12 protein-coding genes and 1 pseudogene are annotated in these 16,548 nt (G+C 72.5%); 5 read left to right on the top strand and 8 right to left on the bottom strand.

Annotated features, from left to right (window positions below; translation table 11 throughout):
- Positions 1-122: 122 nt before the first annotated feature.
- Both WME76_RS32790 and WME76_RS32785 read right to left on the bottom strand, forming a co-directional pair.
- Positions 123-1,076, bottom strand: a complete 954-nt coding sequence (locus WME76_RS32790; protein ID WP_437962180.1) for a flavin-nucleotide-binding protein — start codon at positions 1,074-1,076, stop codon at positions 123-125.
- A gap of 62 nt (positions 1,077-1,138) precedes the next feature.
- Positions 1,139-1,774 (bottom strand): glutathione S-transferase family protein, encoded by a 636-nt coding sequence (locus tag WME76_RS32785; RefSeq protein WP_437956175.1) that lies wholly within the window; start codon positions 1,772-1,774, stop codon positions 1,139-1,141.
- Between the two features lie 148 nt (positions 1,775-1,922).
- Between WME76_RS32785 and WME76_RS32780 the strand changes: the two genes are divergently transcribed.
- Both WME76_RS32780 and WME76_RS32775 read left to right on the top strand, forming a co-directional pair.
- Positions 1,923-2,822 carry a LysR family transcriptional regulator gene (locus WME76_RS32780; RefSeq protein ID WP_437956174.1) on the top strand — a complete coding sequence of 300 codons (900 nt, stop codon included), beginning with the start codon at positions 1,923-1,925 and terminating at the stop codon, positions 2,820-2,822.
- A 61-nt stretch (positions 2,823-2,883) separates the two neighbouring features.
- Positions 2,884-4,464, top strand: a complete 1,581-nt coding sequence (locus tag WME76_RS32775) for an AAA family ATPase (protein WP_437956173.1) — start codon at positions 2,884-2,886, stop codon at positions 4,462-4,464.
- A 13-nt stretch (positions 4,465-4,477) separates the two neighbouring features.
- Here the strand turns inward: WME76_RS32775 and WME76_RS32770 are convergent, their stop codons facing one another.
- The 4 genes and pseudogenes from WME76_RS32770 to WME76_RS32755 form a co-directional block, all read right to left on the bottom strand.
- Positions 4,478-6,382 (bottom strand): PAS domain-containing protein, encoded by a 1,905-nt coding sequence (locus WME76_RS32770; protein ID WP_437956172.1) that lies wholly within the window; start codon positions 6,380-6,382, stop codon positions 4,478-4,480.
- Positions 6,383-6,477: 95 nt separating this feature from the next.
- On the bottom strand, positions 6,478-7,263 hold the full coding sequence (locus tag WME76_RS32765) for an ABC transporter permease (protein ID WP_437962179.1): 786 nt from the start codon (positions 7,261-7,263) through the stop codon (positions 6,478-6,480).
- A gap of 5 nt (positions 7,264-7,268) precedes the next feature.
- Complete coding sequence (locus tag WME76_RS32760; protein ID WP_437956171.1) at positions 7,269-8,075, bottom strand: ABC transporter permease; 807 nt, start codon at positions 8,073-8,075, stop codon at positions 7,269-7,271.
- Positions 8,072-8,989 (bottom strand): annotated as a pseudogene (locus tag WME76_RS32755) (ABC transporter ATP-binding protein); the annotation flags it as partial. The gene WME76_RS32760 and the pseudogene WME76_RS32755, both read right to left, overlap by 4 nt.
- Before the next feature lie 258 nt (positions 8,990-9,247).
- Here WME76_RS32755 and WME76_RS32750 point away from each other — a divergent pair.
- Positions 9,248-11,638 carry a protein kinase domain-containing protein gene (locus WME76_RS32750; RefSeq protein ID WP_437956170.1) on the top strand — a complete coding sequence of 797 codons (2,391 nt, stop codon included), beginning with the start codon at positions 9,248-9,250 and terminating at the stop codon, positions 11,636-11,638.
- A 21-nt stretch (positions 11,639-11,659) separates the two neighbouring features.
- Here WME76_RS32750 and WME76_RS32745 read toward each other — a convergent pair whose 3' ends face one another.
- Positions 11,660-12,898 carry an FIST C-terminal domain-containing protein gene (locus WME76_RS32745; RefSeq protein ID WP_437956169.1) on the bottom strand — a complete coding sequence of 413 codons (1,239 nt, stop codon included), beginning with the start codon at positions 12,896-12,898 and terminating at the stop codon, positions 11,660-11,662.
- Between the two features lie 132 nt (positions 12,899-13,030).
- On the opposite strand from WME76_RS32745, the gene WME76_RS32740 reads away from it, so the two are divergent.
- Both WME76_RS32740 and WME76_RS32735 read left to right on the top strand, forming a co-directional pair.
- Positions 13,031-13,786, top strand: a complete 756-nt coding sequence (locus tag WME76_RS32740) for a PP2C family protein-serine/threonine phosphatase (protein ID WP_437956168.1) — start codon at positions 13,031-13,033, stop codon at positions 13,784-13,786.
- Positions 13,787-13,819: 33 nt separating this feature from the next.
- Positions 13,820-14,083 (top strand): hypothetical protein, encoded by a 264-nt coding sequence (locus tag WME76_RS32735; protein WP_061607276.1) that lies wholly within the window; start codon positions 13,820-13,822, stop codon positions 14,081-14,083.
- An 83-nt stretch (positions 14,084-14,166) separates the two neighbouring features.
- Here WME76_RS32735 and WME76_RS32730 read toward each other — a convergent pair whose 3' ends face one another.
- A complete protein-coding gene (locus tag WME76_RS32730) occupies positions 14,167-16,224 on the bottom strand; it encodes a PrkA family serine protein kinase (RefSeq protein ID WP_437956167.1) in 2,058 nt (685 codons plus the stop codon).
- Between the last annotated feature and the right edge of the window lie 324 nt (positions 16,225-16,548).

The following is a 16,548-nucleotide window of genomic DNA, read 5'->3' as shown; positions in this document are numbered from 1 at the left end:
CGGCGCGCGTCGATCCAGGGCGCCCCGGAACTCCCCGCGTGGGGCAAAACTCCCCTGGCGGCGCGCGCCGGGGGCAGCTCGGCCCGCGAGGCGCCGAGCGCCATCGCCCGAGGGGCCGCAGCTCAGGCCGCCGTCGCGCGCTCCACGTCCTCCCAGGTCCCGGTCGCCGCGAGCTGCGGCGCCGCCACCGGCGCCGACCAGCGCAGCGGCACCGCATCCTCCCTCCAGACCCCCTCGGCCACGCGGAACCGCAGCAGCCGCTGGGCGCCGGGGAAGGCCGAGACCTCCGGGCCGTCCCAGACGACCTCGGCCTCTCCGGTGAGCGACAGCAGCCCGCCGGAGGCGAAGTCGACGAAGAGCAGCCCGGCGCGCGGGTTCAGCGCCAGGTTGCCGAGCGTGTTGAACGCGAAGTTGCCGGTGAAATCCGGGGAGGTCAGGGCGGTATGGCCGTCCTCCTCGGCGACGCGCACGAAGCCGGGCCTGCCGCCCCGGTGGGAGACGTCGGCCCCCTCGATCGCGTCGCCGCCGCGCGCGGCCGGCGCGGCGGTCGCGATGAAGAACGTGTCCGCGCGGCGGATCAGCGCCGCCGCGCCGGCGGACAGGACCGGCCCCTCCGCCTGCGCCGGGCGCGGCGCGGCGGCCGTCGCCGGCGCCCTCACGAACACAGGCTCTCGCGCCTGGATGTACTGCGCGCAATTGCCGAAGCTCTGCCCGACCTCGACGACGAACCCGCCGTCGCCGGCCTCGACGATCGTGCCGTTCATCCGGTTTCGTCGGCGGGTCTCGAGCTGGATGCCGAGCAGCCCGACGGGCGCGCCGGCCACGAGGTGCGCGCCCAGCGGGTCGCCGGCCCCGGGGCGCGCGCTCACCGCGAGCGTCCGCGGATCCGGGGACGCGATGAACCCCGGCTGCCCCGCGAGGAGCGAGGCCCACGGCCGGCGCTGCGCGTCGAGGCCCCCGACGAGCAGGAACGGCAGCTTCTCGAACAGCTCGCGGTGCTGGTCGGGCATGAAGTCCCGGATGATCCGGCGCCCGGCCTTCTCGGCCCGCTCCCGCGCGCCGGCCCGTGTCTGCATGGCCATCTCCCCCGGGTGGTAGGGCGAGCCGTCACCGGGCCAGCCGGGCAGGGGGGTCACCCTCAGGCCCCCGCCGGGACCGGCGTCCGCTGCATGGGCACGAAGCCGGGCAGATCCTCCACGCGCGCGAGCCACGCGCGCACGTGGCCATGGGGGTCGAGCGACACGCCGCCCTCCGGCGCGTGCGCCGTGTAGGTGTAGATCGCGACGTCCGCGATCGTCGGCGCATCGCCGACCAGGAAACGCTGCGTCCCCAGGTGCTGGTCGAGCACGGCGAGGAGCTGGACCGCGATCCCCTTCGCCTGCTCGCGATCGAGCTTGAGGCCGAACACGTTCGCGAGGCGCGCCGTCCCGGGCCCCGCGAAGAGCCGCCCCGCGGCGACCGACAGCCACCGCTGCACGTGCGCCGCCGCCACGGGATCGCGCGGAAGCCAGCGCCCCGACGGGTCGTAGCGCAGGGCCAGATAGACGAGGATCGCGTTGCTGTCGGCCAGCGTCACGTCGCCGTCCTCGATCACCGGCACCTGACCGAACGGGTTCTTGCCGAGGAACTCGGGCGTCCTCTGGGCGCCGTTCCTGAGGTCGACGTCGATGAGCTCGAACGGGAGCCGCAGGAGCGACAGGAACAGCTCCACGCGGTGCGAGTGCCCCGAGAGCGGGTGTCGGTAAAGGCGGATCGGGCTGGCAGGGGTGGTCATCGACGTGTCCTTTCGACGGGATGGTCAGGGCGAGGCGGCGCAGACAGCGCGTGCTTCCCTCGCGCGCCCACCGAACCATGACCGTTGCTGTGGCTGACGGGAATGCCCATCCTTGACAATGAACCATTCCAGGAAATGAAATAATCGGATGGATCGCCTGGACACCCTGCGCGTGTTCATCGCCGTCGCCGAGGAGGAGGGCTTCGCGCCCGCGGCGCGGCGCCTGTCGATGTCGCCTCCGGCGGTGACGCGCGCCATCGCCGCGCTCGAGGAGCGCATCGGCACGCGGCTCCTGCACCGCACGACGCGCATCGTCCGCCTGACCGAGGCGGGCGCCCGGTTCCTCACGGACTGCAAGCGGATCCTCGGCGAGATCGAGGAGGCCGAGGCGTCGGCGGCCGGGTCCCACGCCGAGCTGCGGGGGCAGATCGGGGTGACGGCGCCCGTGATGTTCGGGCGGATGTTCGTCGCGCCGGTCGTCTTCGACTTCCTGGCGCGCCATCCGCGCGTGTCGGCGCGGACGCTGCTCGTCGACCGCGTCGTCGACATGCTCGACGAGGGGCTCGACGTCGCGGTCCGGATCGCCCACCTGCCGGACTCGTCGCTGACCGCGATCCGCGTCGGCTCGGTCCGGCTCGTTGTCTGCGCGTCGCCGGACTACCTCGCCGCGCGCGGCGCGCCCGAGACCCCGGCCGACCTGACGCAGCTCGACACGATCGGCTTCTCGCAGGCGGCCTGGCCCGCGGAGTGGTCGTTCTCGTCGGGCGCGCGGGTCCAGAAGGTCCTCCCGCCGTCGCAGCTCCTCGTCAACACCGCCGACGTCGCCATCGCGGCGGCCGTGGCCGGGCGGGGGCTCGCGCGGGTGCTCTCCTACCAGGTCGGCCCGGAGCTGCGCGCCGGGCGCCTCCGGATCGTGCTCCCGGCGTTCGAGCCGCCGCCGGTCCCCGTCCACGTCGTCCACCCCGAGGGCCCGCGCGCGGCGGCGAGGGTGCGCGCCTTCGTCGATTTCCTTGTCGAGCGGCTCCGGTCCGAGACGTGGCTGAGCTGAGCCCCGGGGCGCGGCCCGCTCCGGCTTGCGCCGGCCGCTGCGTTGGCGCCAAGGTCGCGGGATGAAACGCCGCTTCAACACGGCCGGGCCCTGCATCGAGGGGATGCACTACATGATCCCGCCGGCCCGCCGCCTGCCGGAGGCACCCGGGCTCGTGGAGCAGCTCGGCTATTTCGTGGTGCACGCCCCGCGGCAGACGGGGAAGACCACCGCGCTGCGGGCGCTCGCGCTCAGCCTCACGGCCTCTGGCAAGCACGCGGCGGTCCTCCTCTCGTGCGAGGCCGGCCAGGCGGCCGGCGATGACTACGAAGCGGCCGAGAGGATCGTGCTGTCGAACATGCGCAGCGAGGCCGAGTCGAGGCTCGCTCCGGAGCAGCGGCCGCCGCCGTTCCCCGATGCGCCCCCCGGCGATCGCCTGCGCACCGCGCTGAAGGCCTGGGCGCAGGCCTGCCCCCTGCCGCTCGTGCTGATGCTCGACGAGATCGACGCGCTCCGGGACAGCAGCCTCGTGACCGTGCTCCGGCAGCTCCGCGCGGGCTTCCCGGGTCGTCCCAGGGAGTTCCCCGCCTCGGTGATCCTCTCCGGCCTGCGTGACGTGCGCGACTACAAGGCCGCGAGCGGCGGTGATCCGTCACGGCTCGGCACGGCGAGCCCGTTCAACATCAAGGTCGAGTCGCTCCGGCTCGACGACTTCCGCCTCGACGAGGTGCGGGAGCTTTACGGACAGCACACGGCGGACACGAGGCAGGTCTTCGCCGAGGAGGCGATCGCGCGTGCGTTCGAGGCGACGCAGGGGCAGCCATGGCTGGTGAACGCGCTGGCGCGCGAGATCGTCGAGAAGATGGCCGTGCCGCTCGAGCAGACCATCACGGCGGCGCACGTCGAGGAAGCCAAGGAGCGGCTGATCCTGGCGCGCGCCACGCACCTGGATTCCCTGGTGGCGAAGCTCGCGGAGGCGCGGGTGAAGCGCTTCATCGAGCCCGTCCTCGCTGGCACCCTGACGGCCAGGGACGAAGCGTATGACGACGACCTGCGCTACTGCCGAGACCTCGGCCTGCTCGCGCGGGACAACCCCCTCCGGATCGCCAACCCCATCTACCACGAGGTGATCGCGCGCGTGCTCGCCGGCTCGGTGGAGGCCGAGATCGTGGCGGAGCCGCGGAGCTTCGTCCTCCCCGACGGCCGCCTCGATTTCGGCCGCGTCCTGCGCGAGTTCGCCGACTTCTGGCGCGAGCACGGCGACGTCCTTGCCGCCGGCCTGCCCTACCACGAGGTGGCGCCGCAGCTCGTGCTCATGGCGTTCCTGCAGCGCGTGGTCAACGGCGGCGGTTTCATCGATCGCGAGTACGGCATTGGCCGCGGCCGGATCGATCTGCTGGTGCGCTGGCCCTACCGCGACGCGAGCGGCGCGCGCGCGTGGCAGCGCGAGGCCCTGGAGCTGAAGGTCTGGCGCGACAGGGCGAAAGATCCGATGAACAAGGCCCTCGCGCAGCTCGACAGGTATCTCGAGAAGGCGGGGCTCGACGCCGGGGTGCTGGTGATCTTCGACCGGCGGTCGGAGGCCGGGGACATCGAGACGCGCACCCGCTTCGAAGAGGCGAAGACGCCTTCGGGAAGAGCGGTGACGCTGCTGCGGGCGTAGCGCGCGCCGCCCCTCAGCCCTCGCGCTCCGAGGGCGGCGCCGGCGCCTCGTCCGCGTCCTCGCGGCGCGCCCGCCGCCTGCGCCGCCGCCGGACGGACATCCCGCTCGACTGCATGGCGAAGCGGAGCCCCTCCCGCAGGTTCGAGAGCGTCTTGATGTTCGACAGATCGAGCCCCAGCGACACCACCGTCTGCGCCACTTCGGGCCGGATGCCGACCACGACGCCCTGCGCGCCGAGCATCGCGACCGCGTCGATCAGCCGCAGCACGTGATCGGCCGTGGCCGCGTCCACGGCGCTCACCCCGGTCAGATCGATGATCGCGTGACGGCAGCGGGTCCGCGCGACGGCCTCGAGCAGCACCTCCATCATCTGCTGGGAGCGCTGCTCGTCGAGCACGCCCAGCACCGGCATGGTCAGGACCCCCTTCCAGACCTCGATGATCGGCGTCGACAGCGCCCGGATCGCCTCCTGCTGCTGCTCGATGATCTCGAGCCGCTCCTGCAGCACGGCCTCGTGCCGCTTGCGCTCGGTGATGTCGGTCGCGCCGCCGGCCATCTGGAACGGCACCCCCTTGTCGTCCCAGTCGGCCATGCCGCGGGTGAACACGTCGCGGTACGCCCCGTCCTCGTGCCGTAGCCGGTACTCGACCCTGAAGGGCCGCCGCTCCTCCAGGTGCGCCTTGAGCGCGGCCTGGAGGGCGCTCCGGTCGTCGGGGTGCACGCGCTCGAAGAAGGTCATGAACGTCCCGCCCCACGCCTCGCGCCGGACGCCCACCAGCTCGAGCAGGCGGTCGCTCCACTCGACCGTGTCCTCGCGGATGTTCCAGAACCAGATCCCCTCGTTCGACGCCTCCGCGAAGAGCCGGTACCGCGCCTCGCTCCGCCGCAGCGCGGCCTCGGCCTTGCGCGCGTCGGCCACGTCGGTGGTGCCGCCGAGCCACCGGACGATGTTCCCCGCCCGGTCGCGCTGCGGCAGCGCCCTGACCACGTGCTCCCGGTAGGTCTGGTCGCTCGCGCGCCACAGGCGGAACTCCGTGTAGTACGGCTCCCCCGTCTCCAGGCTCCGGGTCCACACCGCGATCGTCTTCTCGACGTCGTCCGGGTGCAGCATCGCGAGCCACCCCTCGCCGAGGATCTGCGCCTCCGTGCGGTCGAAGTAGTCGACGACGGCCCGGTTCACGAAGTCCAGCTTGCCGTCCGGACGCGCGGTCCACACCTGGAGCGGCATGGCGTCCCCCAGGGTCCGGAGCTGCGCGTCGAGCTCGCTGGCCAGCGCGCCCGGCTGGGCCGCGGCGCCGCCGGCCTGGACGCCGGCCCCCCGGAGGCGGCTCGGCGGGGGCGCGTCGCGCGCGCGCTCGGCGTCGCCGGCGCCCGCGACCCCGAGCGCGCGCGCGAGCGGCCCCTCCAGATCGACGGTGCGCTCGGCGTCGCTGTCGGCGAGCCGGGCGCGCACCAGGCGGAGGAGCTCCCTCCGGACCTCCTCCTCGATGCGGCCGCGCAGGAAGTCGCTCGACCCCGCCGGCGGCTCGGCGAACAGGATCGACTCCGCGGCCGGCTCCGCGACGTCGAGGAAGATCCCGAGCGGCGCGCACGGCCTCGGCGTGATGCGCAGCGTGACCGTCGCGCCGAGCTGGTGCACCGCGGCCTCGGCCTCGCCCGCCGTCTCGACCCGGACCGTCAGCGCGTGCGGGATCGCGACGTCGAACGCGCCGCTCGTGCCGCGCGTCACCGCCGCCTCGCCGGGCTGCACATCGAGCGAGAGGCGCGACACCTTCCCGAGGACCTTGAGCTCCCGCTCCTCGCGGCGCGCGACGGGGAGGAGGGCCGCCGCCCGGCGGCGGATCAGGTCCTCCGTCATGACGAGATCGACGATGCTCCGGCCTAGCTCCTCGAGCGTGAGCCCTCCGTTGTTCACCATGTCTCCTTCTGAGATGCTCGCTCGCCCTCCTCGCGGCGGAGGTCAAGATCGCGAGCCTAACGCGCGGCGCCGTTCGTCGGAAGCCCCCGCGCCGCTCAGCTCGACGCCGACGTATACCGTCCTATCGCCCGTTTCCACACCGCGCGGGCCACGGCGCCGAACGCGAGCGCGCCCAGCGCCGCGGCGGCGGCCGTGCGCGGGGCGAGGGTCCCGAGCAGCGCCTCCGCCGGGTAGGTGGTCATCAGCGCGAGCGGGACGACGACGGTGAAGGCGACGCGCCAGAAGCCCTTGAAGAGCGTGACCGGCCAGCGCGCGAAATCGAAGAGGGAGTTGAACAGATACGCCAGGTTGTCGAGGCGCACGACCCAGAACGCGGCGGAGATCACGAGGATGCAGATCGAGTAGAGCACCAGCGTCGCCGTCACGAGCAGGCCGAGCGAGAGCGTCACGTCGGCGGGCGCGGGGGCGCGGCCGATCCGCGTGAAGGCGTAGACGAAGATCGCCGCCGCGGCGAAGCCGTCCACGACCTTGCGGATCTCGAAGCGGGCCGTGGAGACGAGGAACTGCGCGTCAGCCGGCTTGAGCAGCGTGAAGTCGAGCGTGCCTTTCCGGATCTGGTCGACCACGCTGATGAGCGACGGGTTCACGGCCCCCTCGAGGACGCCCTTGAGCAGCGTGAACCACCCGACGACGACGAGCGCCCGCTCGTACGTCCAGCCCTCGACCGGCTGTCGGCCGACGAGCGCGATGTGGAGCGGGACGAGGCCGACGAGCGTCCAGACCACCGTCATCACGGCGCCGAGCAGGAAGTCCCACCGGTACTGCATCCCGAGCGCGATCGACACGCGGAGCTGCGTCGCGAGCAGCCGGAGGTAGCGCACGCCGCTCACCCGCCGAACGCCGAGAACCGCCGGACCCCCGCGCGCCACGCGACGAGCGCCGCGGCGGCGGTGCCGGCCGCGAAGGCCCACTGCACGCCGAGCTCGGTGAGCGCGCGGCCCGGGTCGAGCAGGCCCGTGATCAGCTCGACCGGGAAGGCGAGGCTGTACCGGAACGGCAGGGCCCGCGCGACGTCGCCGAGCCACGGGGGGAACAGCTCGATCGGGACGAGGTAGCCGGCGAAGATCATGAAGGCCGCGAGGTAGATGTCGAACACCGCGGTCGAGCTCTCGATCACGAAGGCGAGCGAGCCGATCAGCGCCATCGTGAAGAAGTTGATCGCCCAGGCGCCGACGAGCGAGGCCGCCCAGATCCCGAGCTCGAAGGCCGTCGGGTGGAACCGCTCGCCCGAGGTCACGAGGAGCGCGATGACCGCGATGGGCAAGCAGAGCAGCGCCCGCAGCGGGAGCGCGGCGAGGTTGTCGGCGGCGTAGGCGATGAGCGGGTGGATCGGCTTGAGCAGGCGCTGGGAGAGGGCGCCGCTCTTGATCTCCATGTTCATCTCCCAGACGAGCCACGACCCGGTCATCTGGCGGACGATGAGGATCGCCAGGAAGTACGCGGTGAAGTCGCTCGCCCCGAAGCGGCCGACCGGCGCGGCCTCGGCCACCGCCGACCAGAGCGCGAGGCTCACGAGCGGCATCGTCGTCGTGAGCATCCAGATCAGCATCTCGGCCCGGTAGGCGATCGCGGCCGCGACCCCGACGCGGAGCAGCGTCGGGAACGCGCGGGCCGCCCTGGACAGTGCGCTCACGCCGCGCCCCCGCCCCCGGCCGCGGAGCGCGCCGGCTCCACCGCGGCGCGCGCCGGCTCGCCCGCGGGCTGCTCGCCCGCGAAGAGCTCGCGCATCACCTCCTCCAGGGGAGGGTCCTCGACGGTGAGGTCCGCGATGTCGGTCTGGCTGAGCAGCCACGACATGGCCTCGCGCAGCGCTTCCTGGCGCACCTGCAGCACCGCGCGGCCCGGCTCGAGCAGGACGACCGCGCCGACCCGCTCGAGGATCGCCCGGTCGACCGCGCCCCCGAGGCGCAGCGCGATCCGCTTGTGCGGGCGCACGCTGCGCACGAGCGAGGCGAGGTCGCCGTCGTAGCGCAGCTTACCCTTGTCGATGACGATGACGCGCGGGCAGAGCGCCGCGACGTCGTCCATGTAATGGGACGTGAGCACGACCGTGGCCCGCCGCTGCTCGTTGTAGCGGCGGACGAACTCGCGGACGCTGAGCTGCATCGCGACGTCGAGCCCGATCGTCGGCTCGTCGAGGAACAGGACCTCCGGCCGGTGCAGCAGCGCGGCCGCGAGCTCGCACTTCATGCGCTCGCCGAGCGAGAGCTGCCGCGTCGGCTTCGTGGCGATCGCGGCGATCCCGAGCAGGTCTTCCAGCTCACCCATCGTCTGCCGGAACTCCGCGTCGCCGATCCCGTAGATGGCGCGGTTCAGGGCGAAGGTCTCGGCCGGCGGGAGGTCCCAGAGGAGCTGCTGCTTCTGGCCCATCACCAGGGTGATCCGCTTCAGGAAGTCGGCCTCGCGGTGCTGCGGCACGAAGCCCGCGACCCGGACCCGCCCGCCCGACGGGTGGAGGAGCCCGGCGAGCACCTTCAGCGTCGTCGTCTTGCCGGCGCCGTTCGGGCCCAGGAAGCCGACGCGCTCGCCGGGCGCGATCGAGAACGAGAGGTCCTCGACCGCGTGGACGACCCGGTAGCGGCGCCGGAAGACCGAGCGCACCGTGGCCGCGAAGCCGGCGGCGCGCTCGTGGACCTGGTACGTCTTGGAGAGCGACTCCACCGCGATGGCGCTCGACGCCTCTGCCATGGGCGGCGGAGACTAGCACCTCCGCGCTGGACCTCCCGCGACGACGGGTGCTCGCCCCGCCGATCCTGCGCTAGCCTTTCAGGGAAGTGGGGGGCAACGGTCGCCCGGGATTCCCCTATGCCGCAGAGCTTCAAGGACGACACGCTTCAAGATCTCTCGCTCTCGGCGAGCGGCACCCGCGCGGTGTCCGAGCCCAGGGACGCGGCGGCGACCGGCCCGCGGCAGGTCCTCGCCGGCCGGTACGAGCTCCTCGGGCTGGTCGGCATCGGCGGCATGGGGAGCGTGTACCGCGCGCGCGACCTGGAGCTCGAGGAGGTCGTCGCGGTCAAGGTGCTGCGCCGCGAGCTCAGCGGCGCCCCCGAGGTGATCGAGCGGTTCCGGCGCGAGGTGCGGCTCGCGCGCAAGGTGACGCACCCGAACGTCGCGCGGGTCTTCGACATCGGCGAGCACGACGGCGACCGGTTCCTGACGATGGAGTTCGTCGACGGCGAGCCGCTCGCCGGGCTCCTCGCGCGCGAGCGGCGGCTCAGCGTGAGCCGCGCCATCGACATCGTGGAGAGCGTCTGCGCGGGCCTCGGGGCCGCGCACCGGGCCGGCGTCATCCACCGCGATCTCAAGCCGGACAACGTGCTGCTCGGGCGCGACGGGCGCGTGATCCTGACCGACTTCGGGATCGCGCGCGCGCTCGCGCGGGACGGCGAGGCGGGCAAGACGCTGGGCGCCGTGCTGGGGACGCCGGCCTACATGGCGCCCGAGCAGGTGCAGGGCGCGGCCGACATCGACGCGCGCGCCGACCTCTACGCGCTCGGCGCGATGCTCTACGAGATGCTCACCGGCGAGCGCGCGTGGCAGGGCGACGCGCCGCTCGCGGTCGCCGCCGCGCGGCTCATCGCCGACGCGCCCGACCCGCGGCACCGGCGCGCCGACCTGCCCGACGCGCTCGCGCGCGTGGTGCTCCGCTGCATGGCGCGCGAGCGGAACGACCGGTACGCGTCGGTCGAGATGGTCGCGCAGGAGCTCGGCTCGCTCACGCGCCCGGCCACGATCGTCCCCCCGGCGATCACCCCGCCGAACGAGCGGCTGCCGATCTCGGGGGTGATCTCCGGGACGGGCGACGCCGGCAAGAGCGTCGCGGTCCTCCCGTTCACGAACCAGGGCTCCCCCGCCGACGCGTACCTGGCCGAGGAGCTGACGGACGATCTCATCGACACGCTCTCGATGACCCCGGGCCTCCGCGTGCGGCCGCGCGTGGCGATGGCGCGGTGGCAGGGGGGCGATCCCGATCCGCGCGAGATCGGGCGCGAGCTCGGGGTGCAGGTGGTCGTCGGCGGCTCGGTGCGGCGGCGCGACGGCACGGTGCGGATCAGCGCGCGGCTGCTCTGCGTGACCGACGGGTTCCAGCTCTGGGCGAAGCGCTTCGACCGCCCCGAGGCCGAGGTGCTGCGGATCAACGACGAGGTGGCCGAGGCGGTCGCGGAGGCGCTGACCCTCGCCGGGTCGGCCCCGAGCCGCGCGGCGCCGAGCGATCCGGTCGCGCTCGACCTGTTCCTGCGCGGCCGCCACGAGTACCGGAGGTTCTGGCCGGAGCACCAGGAGCGCGCGATCGCGCTCTTCGAGCAGGCGCTCGCCCGCGAGCCCGACGACCCGCTGATCCTGTCGGCCTACGCGCTCGCGCGCTCCCGCTTCTGGTTCTTCACGGACCAGGGCGGCGACCTCGCCATCCAGGCGGCGGCGCGGGCCGCCGCCGCGGCGCCCGGGCTCCCCGACGCGCGGCTCGCGATGGCGTCGGTGAAGTTCCAGCGCCTCGATGTGGTCGGCGCGATGCGGGAGCTCAAGGCCGCGCTCGCGACGCGCTCCGGGCACGCCGAGGCCGAGGGCCTCATCGGCACCATCCTGCTCGAGTGCGACGCCTTCGAGCACGGCGTGCGGCGCGCGCGGTCCGCGCTCGCGCGCGATCCGGACGTGGCGCTCGCGGCGTACGCGCTGGCGCGCGCGTACTCGCTCCTCGGCAGGTGGGCGGAGGCCGACGACGTGATCAAGGTGCTCCCGTCGACGGGCAGCGGCTCGGGCCGCGCCGTCCTCCACATCCGCCGCGCGCTGTGGCAGCGGGACCCGAGGGTGGTCGAGGAGCTCGCGAAGGGGCGCGTGAGCGAGGCGTTCCCGGGCATCTCCGCGCCGTTCGCGCAGATCGCCGCCGAGGTCCTGGAAGGCCGGTTCGCGGACCTCCGGACCACGCCGCCGGCGGGCGCGGGCGCGCCGCCGGTCCCGGCGCTGCGCCGCACGTCGTTCATGTGGCAGCTCCAGGCCGAGTTCGCCGCCTTCCTCGGCAACGCGGAGCTCGCGCTGGAAGCGCTCGAGCGCTCGCTGGCCGACGGCCTCTTCGACCTGAGCTGGCTCGATCGCTGCCCGGTCCTCGAGCCCCTGCGCGGCGACGCGCGCTTCAGGGCCATCCTGGCCGAGGTGGAGCGGCGCGCCTCCGCGGTGGTCGCGGTGTACCACGAGCGCTGACGCGCCCGGCGGCGCGCGACGTCAGCTCGGCGCCCGGAAGAGCGCGAGCACGCCGGTGTAGAGGGCGAGCTTGATCTCGCCTGGCGCCGACGGGGCGATCTCGAAGCTCGAGTGCATGCCGGCGATCGGCAGGTCGGCGAAGCGCTGGCGCAGGATGCGCGCCTCCACGTCAGGCGCGCCGTAGAGCCCCTGGCCGCGCCCGGCGCAGGTCAGGTAGAGCGCGAAGCGGGGAGCCGACCCGAGCGCGCTCCGGGACACCTGCCGCGCGATCCCGTCGAGCCCGGCGCGGCCGGCGGCGGCGTCGCGCACGGCGAAGGCGAGGCGCGCGCCGGGCCGCGCGTCGTCGCCGAGCAGGAGCCCGCGCCGCGACGGATCGATCCCGCGGATCGGCCGCAGCACGTAGCGTACGGGGGGTGCGGCATGTGCGGAACCTGCGGAATGTGCGGAATGTGCGGAATGTGCGGGACCGAGCGCCGCCGGATCCGCGGCGTCGCCGCGCGCCGCGGCGGATCCGGCGCTGGGCTCGCGCGGCGGATCGGCCAGCGCGGCGAGGACGAGCGGCTGCGCGCCCGCCTGCTCGCCGAGCGTCGCGGTCGCGGCGGAGAGCAGGTCGAGCGCCGAGCGCCCGCCGGCGCGCAGCACGACGCCGCCGCTCACCTCCTCGACGGGGTGGAAGGCGGAGAGCAGCCTGGCGGCGGGCGAGGCGTCGACGATCGGCGGGGCGAACCCCGTGATCGCGAGGCCCGTCACGGCGCCCTCGATCAGCTCGCCCTGCGACGTCACGCCGAGGGCGGCGCCGGACGCCGTCCCGGCGCCGAACAGGCACGCGCCCGGCGCGCAGGAGCCGAGCCCCTCGAGCATCCCGGGCGAGAGCGCCCCGGGGCGGGCGAAGAGGATGGCCGTCGCGGCGCGGTGGCCGATGGTGCGGGCGAGCGTCTCGCGCAGGGCGTGGCCCGGGTCCTCGGCGCGCTCGGGCAGCGCGAACGGCGTGACCCGCCCGCCGGCCCAGAGCACGCCGCTCGCCCCGGTGTCGCCCTCGAGCTCGCCGCGCTCGCTGAGCACGCCCGCGGCCGGGACGACGCAGGCGGGGATGCCGCGCCAGGTGCTCCGGACGAGCTCGGCGACGCCCGCGGCGCGCTGGGCGAGCTGGCCGGAGACGAAGATCACGCCGCCCGAGGCCGACGGGACGGCGCTGCGCAGCTCGGCCAGGTGGTGGACAAGGCCATCCGGCCCACAGGTCGCGGAGAAGCTTCGTGCCATGGCTGGCCTGTCCATCCTAACCGAGCCGTCGCCCACTCGACAGGCCCCGCTGAAGGAGTTTATCGTGCGACAGTCGCGCCGACGACTCGGGGCTCTCCCCACGGGCGGCGATCGAAGGACCTGGCAAGCTCGATGAGGATCCAGTCATTTGGCCGCACCGACGTCGGGCGCCACCGGCGCGCCAATGAGGATGCTTTCTTCCGGGACGACGAGCTCCGCCTCTACATCGTCGCGGACGGGATGGGCGGGCACGCCGCCGGCGAGGTCGCGAGCGCAGAGGCCGTCGAGACGATCTACGGCATGGTGAAGCGGGGCCTGCCCGCCATCGGCGACCCCGACGAGCCGCTGACGCAGCCCAAGGCGCGCGCGGTGCTGCGCATCCTCGAGGGCGCGATCCAGGCGGCGACGTACATGGTCTTCGCCATCGCCGAGCTCGATCGCGACAAGAGCGGCATGGGCACGACCATCAGCGCGGCGCTCGTCGTCGGCGGCGCGCTCGTGACTGGCCAGGTGGGCGACAGCCGCATCTACCAGGTCCGCAACGGGACCGCGGTGCAGATGACCGAGGATCACACGCTCATCGCCTGGCAGATCAAGAATGGGCTCATCTCGCCGGACGAGGCGAAGAGCTCGCCCCACCGCAACGTGATCACGCGCGCGGTCGGCAACAGGGACTATGTCGAGGTCGACACCTCGATCGTCGCGGTGGAGGAGGGCGATCGATACCTGCTCTGCTCCGACGGGCTGCACGGGTACCTGCACGCCGAGGAGGAGGTCGCGAGCATCGCCTCGAAGGGCGGCGACACGGCGGTCGACCTCTTCATCGAGCTCGCGAATCGCCGCGGGGGGCGGGACAACATCACCGCGGTGCTGGTCGAGGTGGGCTGACGCGGCCGCGCCGAAGTCGGCTAGGCTGCGCGCATGGCGTTGAAGGACAAACTGGTATCCGAGGGGATGAAGCTCGCCGCGAACCCGAACGTGGCGAAGCTGATGCAGGACGAGCGCTTCATGCGGCTGTTCATGACGGCGATGAGCGTGCCGGGCCGGGTCTCCTCGTTCACGGCGGAGCAGAAGGAGACGTTCGCCAAGGCGATGGGCCTGGCGACCGCCGAGGAGGTCCGCGACCTCAAGCGGACGGTGGCCTCGCTGGAGCGCGAGATCGCGCGGCTCAGGCGGGAAGGCTGACGCGGGGGTGAGCGGCGGGCGCGGCACGCGAGGCGCCGCGCCCTGGCGACGGGCGCGGCGCCGCGCGCGCGCCCCCGCCCTGACTACTTCGTGTCGCCGCGCGCGTAGATGCTGGCGACGTAGTCGAGCACGTCGCGCGCCGAGACCTCGTTGTACCCGAAGTACTTGATCATCCGGGTCTTGATGATGTCGATCTTCTCCTGCGTCTCCTTGTCGATGACGCTCGACACGAGGGTCTGGAGCTTGATCGCGTCCTTCTGGTCCTCGAACAGCTTCAGCTCGAGGGCGCGGCGGAGCCGGTCGTTCGTGTGCCACTCGAACTTCTTGCCGTCGACCGCGAGCGCGCCGATGTAGTTCATGATCTCGCGGCGGAAGTCGTCCTTGCGGTTCTCGGGGATGTCGATCTTCTCCTCGATCGAGCGCATGAGCCGCTCGTCCGGCTCGATGTCCTCGCGGGTGAAGCGGTCCTTCACCTTCTCCTTCAAGGTGTAGGCCTTGATGGAGTCGATGTAGTTCGCGGCGAGCTTCTGGATCGCGTCCTCGTCGGCGCTGATCGCCCGCTGCACCTCGTTCTTGACGATGTCCTCGTACTCGCGCTTCACCATGCCGATGCACTCGGTGAACCGCTTGCGCTGCTCCTCGTTCGTGATGAGCGAGTGGTGGCGGAGGCCCTTCTCGAGCTCGCTCATGACCATGAAGGGGTTGATCGTCCCCTCGCCGAGGTCGTTGACGAGCGCGTTCGAGATCTTGTCCTGCACGTAGCGGGGGCTGATGCCCTCCATGCCCTCGCGCGACGCCTCCTTGCGGAGCTCCTTCACGGTGTCCTGCGTGTAGCCGGGCAGGACCTTGCCGTCGTAGAGCTTCATCTTCTGGACGAGCGAGAGGTTGTGCTTCTTCGGGTCCTCGAGCCGGGTGAGCGCGGCCCACATCGCGGCGACCTCGAGCGTGTGCGGGGCGATGTGCTTGCCGCGGATCTTCTCCTTGTTGAAGTCCTTCTCGTAGATCCGGATCTCCTCCGACACCTTCGTGATGTACGGGATGTCGATCTTGATCGTGCGGTCGCGGAGCGCCTCCATGAACTCGTTGTTCAGGAGCTTCTTGTACTCGGCCTCGTTCGTGTGGCCGATGATCACCTCGTCGACGTCCGTCTGGGCGAACTTCTTCGGCTTGATCTTGTGCTCCTGCGACGCGCCGAGCAGGTCGTAGAGGAAGGCGACGTCGAGCTTCAGGACCTCGATGAACTCGACGATGCCGCGGTTCGCGATGTTGAACTCGCCGTCGAAGTTGAAGGCGCGCGGGTCCGAGTCCGAGCCGTACTCGGCGATCTTGCGGTAGTTGATGTCGCCGGTGAGCTCGGTCGAGTCCTGGTTCTTCTCGTCCTTCGGCTGGAAGGTGCCGATGCCGATGCGGTCCTTCTCGCTGAGCACGAGGCGGCGCACGCGCACGTGCTGCATCACCTTCGACCAGTCGCCGCCGTACTTGTCCATGAGGCGGTTGAAGATGAAGCGGCACGCCGGGTCGAGGTCGCCCTCGGTGCGGACCTGGAACTGCGGGCTCGACAGGCCGAGCTCGCGGAACGCGCGGTCGCGCCAGGACGGCGGGATGAGGCGCAGCGGCTCCTCGTGCATCGGGCACTTGAAGCGGGCGCTCTCCGTCCCGGCCATGCCGACGTCGTCGAGGTTCACCCAGTCGAACGTGTAGAGCGCGCCGTCGGGCGTGGTCGAGTAGTGCTCGATGCCCTTCTTGAGGAGCCGGGCGATCGTCGACTTCGACGAGCCGACCGGGCCGTGCAGCAGGATGACGCGCTTCTCCGGGCCGAACCCCTCCGAGGCCGCCCGGAGCACATGGACCAGGCGCATCAGCGGGATGTCGAGTCCGTACACGGCGTCGGCGCCGCCGTGCATCTCGTCCTTGAAGAAGTTGTACCGGATGAGCTTCTTCTTGTTGTCCGTGTACTCCTCGATGCCGTAGCGGATGATCATGTCATACGCCCGCTGGAACGCGTTGCGCGTCACCTGCGGGTTCTGGCGAACGACCTGGAGGTACTCTTCGAACGTGCCCTCCCACGCGAGATCGCGGTAGAGCGCGAAGTCCTGCATCGCCGCGATCTTTTCAACCATCCCTGTCCGCATCTCGCCCATTTCGCACCTTTTTCTCCGGGGCGACCGCGGGGCGGCCATGGCCGCCGGAGGTGCGCGAGCAGCGCTCGGCTCGCCGAGCTCCGCCCTCGTCTTGCGCCGCGCGCCCAGGGGGAAGCCAAAGCTTAACACCGATCCCAGAACTGCAAGCTCGCGGCGCCCTGGAGCGCCCTCCATCCGGAACGGCAGCGCGCCCCGCCGTGCCGCGCGCGCCCTGCCGTCGAGAGGGGCGCGGTGCGGGCGCGCTCTGTCCCCGAAGGGCGCGGTGCGGCGCGCTCTGTCCCCGAAGGGGGCGCGGTCGCAGCGTGCCCGTGGCGAGCTCGGAGG

This window comes from Sorangium sp. So ce119, from assembly GCF_051524405.1.
Taxonomy (GTDB): Bacteria; Myxococcota_A; Polyangia; order Polyangiales; family Polyangiaceae; genus Sorangium; species Sorangium cellulosum_G.
The sequence above is the reverse complement of the archived record's forward strand: the minus strand, read 5'-3'. Positions and strand labels throughout refer to the sequence as shown.

Coding starts and splice junctions, on each gene's coding strand:
- WME76_RS32790 (WP_437962180.1), bottom strand. CDS start 1,076: ATGCAGACACGGGCCGGCGCGCGGGAGCGGGCCGAGAAGGCCGGGCGC.
- WME76_RS32785 (WP_437956175.1), bottom strand. CDS start 1,774: ATGACCACCCCTGCCAGCCCGATCCGCCTTTACCGACACCCGCTCTCG.
- WME76_RS32780 (WP_437956174.1), top strand. CDS start 1,923: ATGGATCGCCTGGACACCCTGCGCGTGTTCATCGCCGTCGCCGAGGAG.
- WME76_RS32775 (WP_437956173.1), top strand. CDS start 2,884: ATGAAACGCCGCTTCAACACGGCCGGGCCCTGCATCGAGGGGATGCAC.
- WME76_RS32770 (WP_437956172.1), bottom strand. CDS start 6,382: ATGGTGAACAACGGAGGGCTCACGCTCGAGGAGCTAGGCCGGAGCATC.
- WME76_RS32750 (WP_437956170.1), top strand. CDS start 9,248: ATGCCGCAGAGCTTCAAGGACGACACGCTTCAAGATCTCTCGCTCTCG.
- WME76_RS32745 (WP_437956169.1), bottom strand. CDS start 12,898: ATGGCACGAAGCTTCTCCGCGACCTGTGGGCCGGATGGCCTTGTCCAC.
- WME76_RS32740 (WP_437956168.1), top strand. CDS start 13,031: ATGAGGATCCAGTCATTTGGCCGCACCGACGTCGGGCGCCACCGGCGC.
- WME76_RS32735 (WP_061607276.1), top strand. CDS start 13,820: ATGGCGTTGAAGGACAAACTGGTATCCGAGGGGATGAAGCTCGCCGCG.
- WME76_RS32730 (WP_437956167.1), bottom strand. CDS start 16,224: ATGGGCGAGATGCGGACAGGGATGGTTGAAAAGATCGCGGCGATGCAG.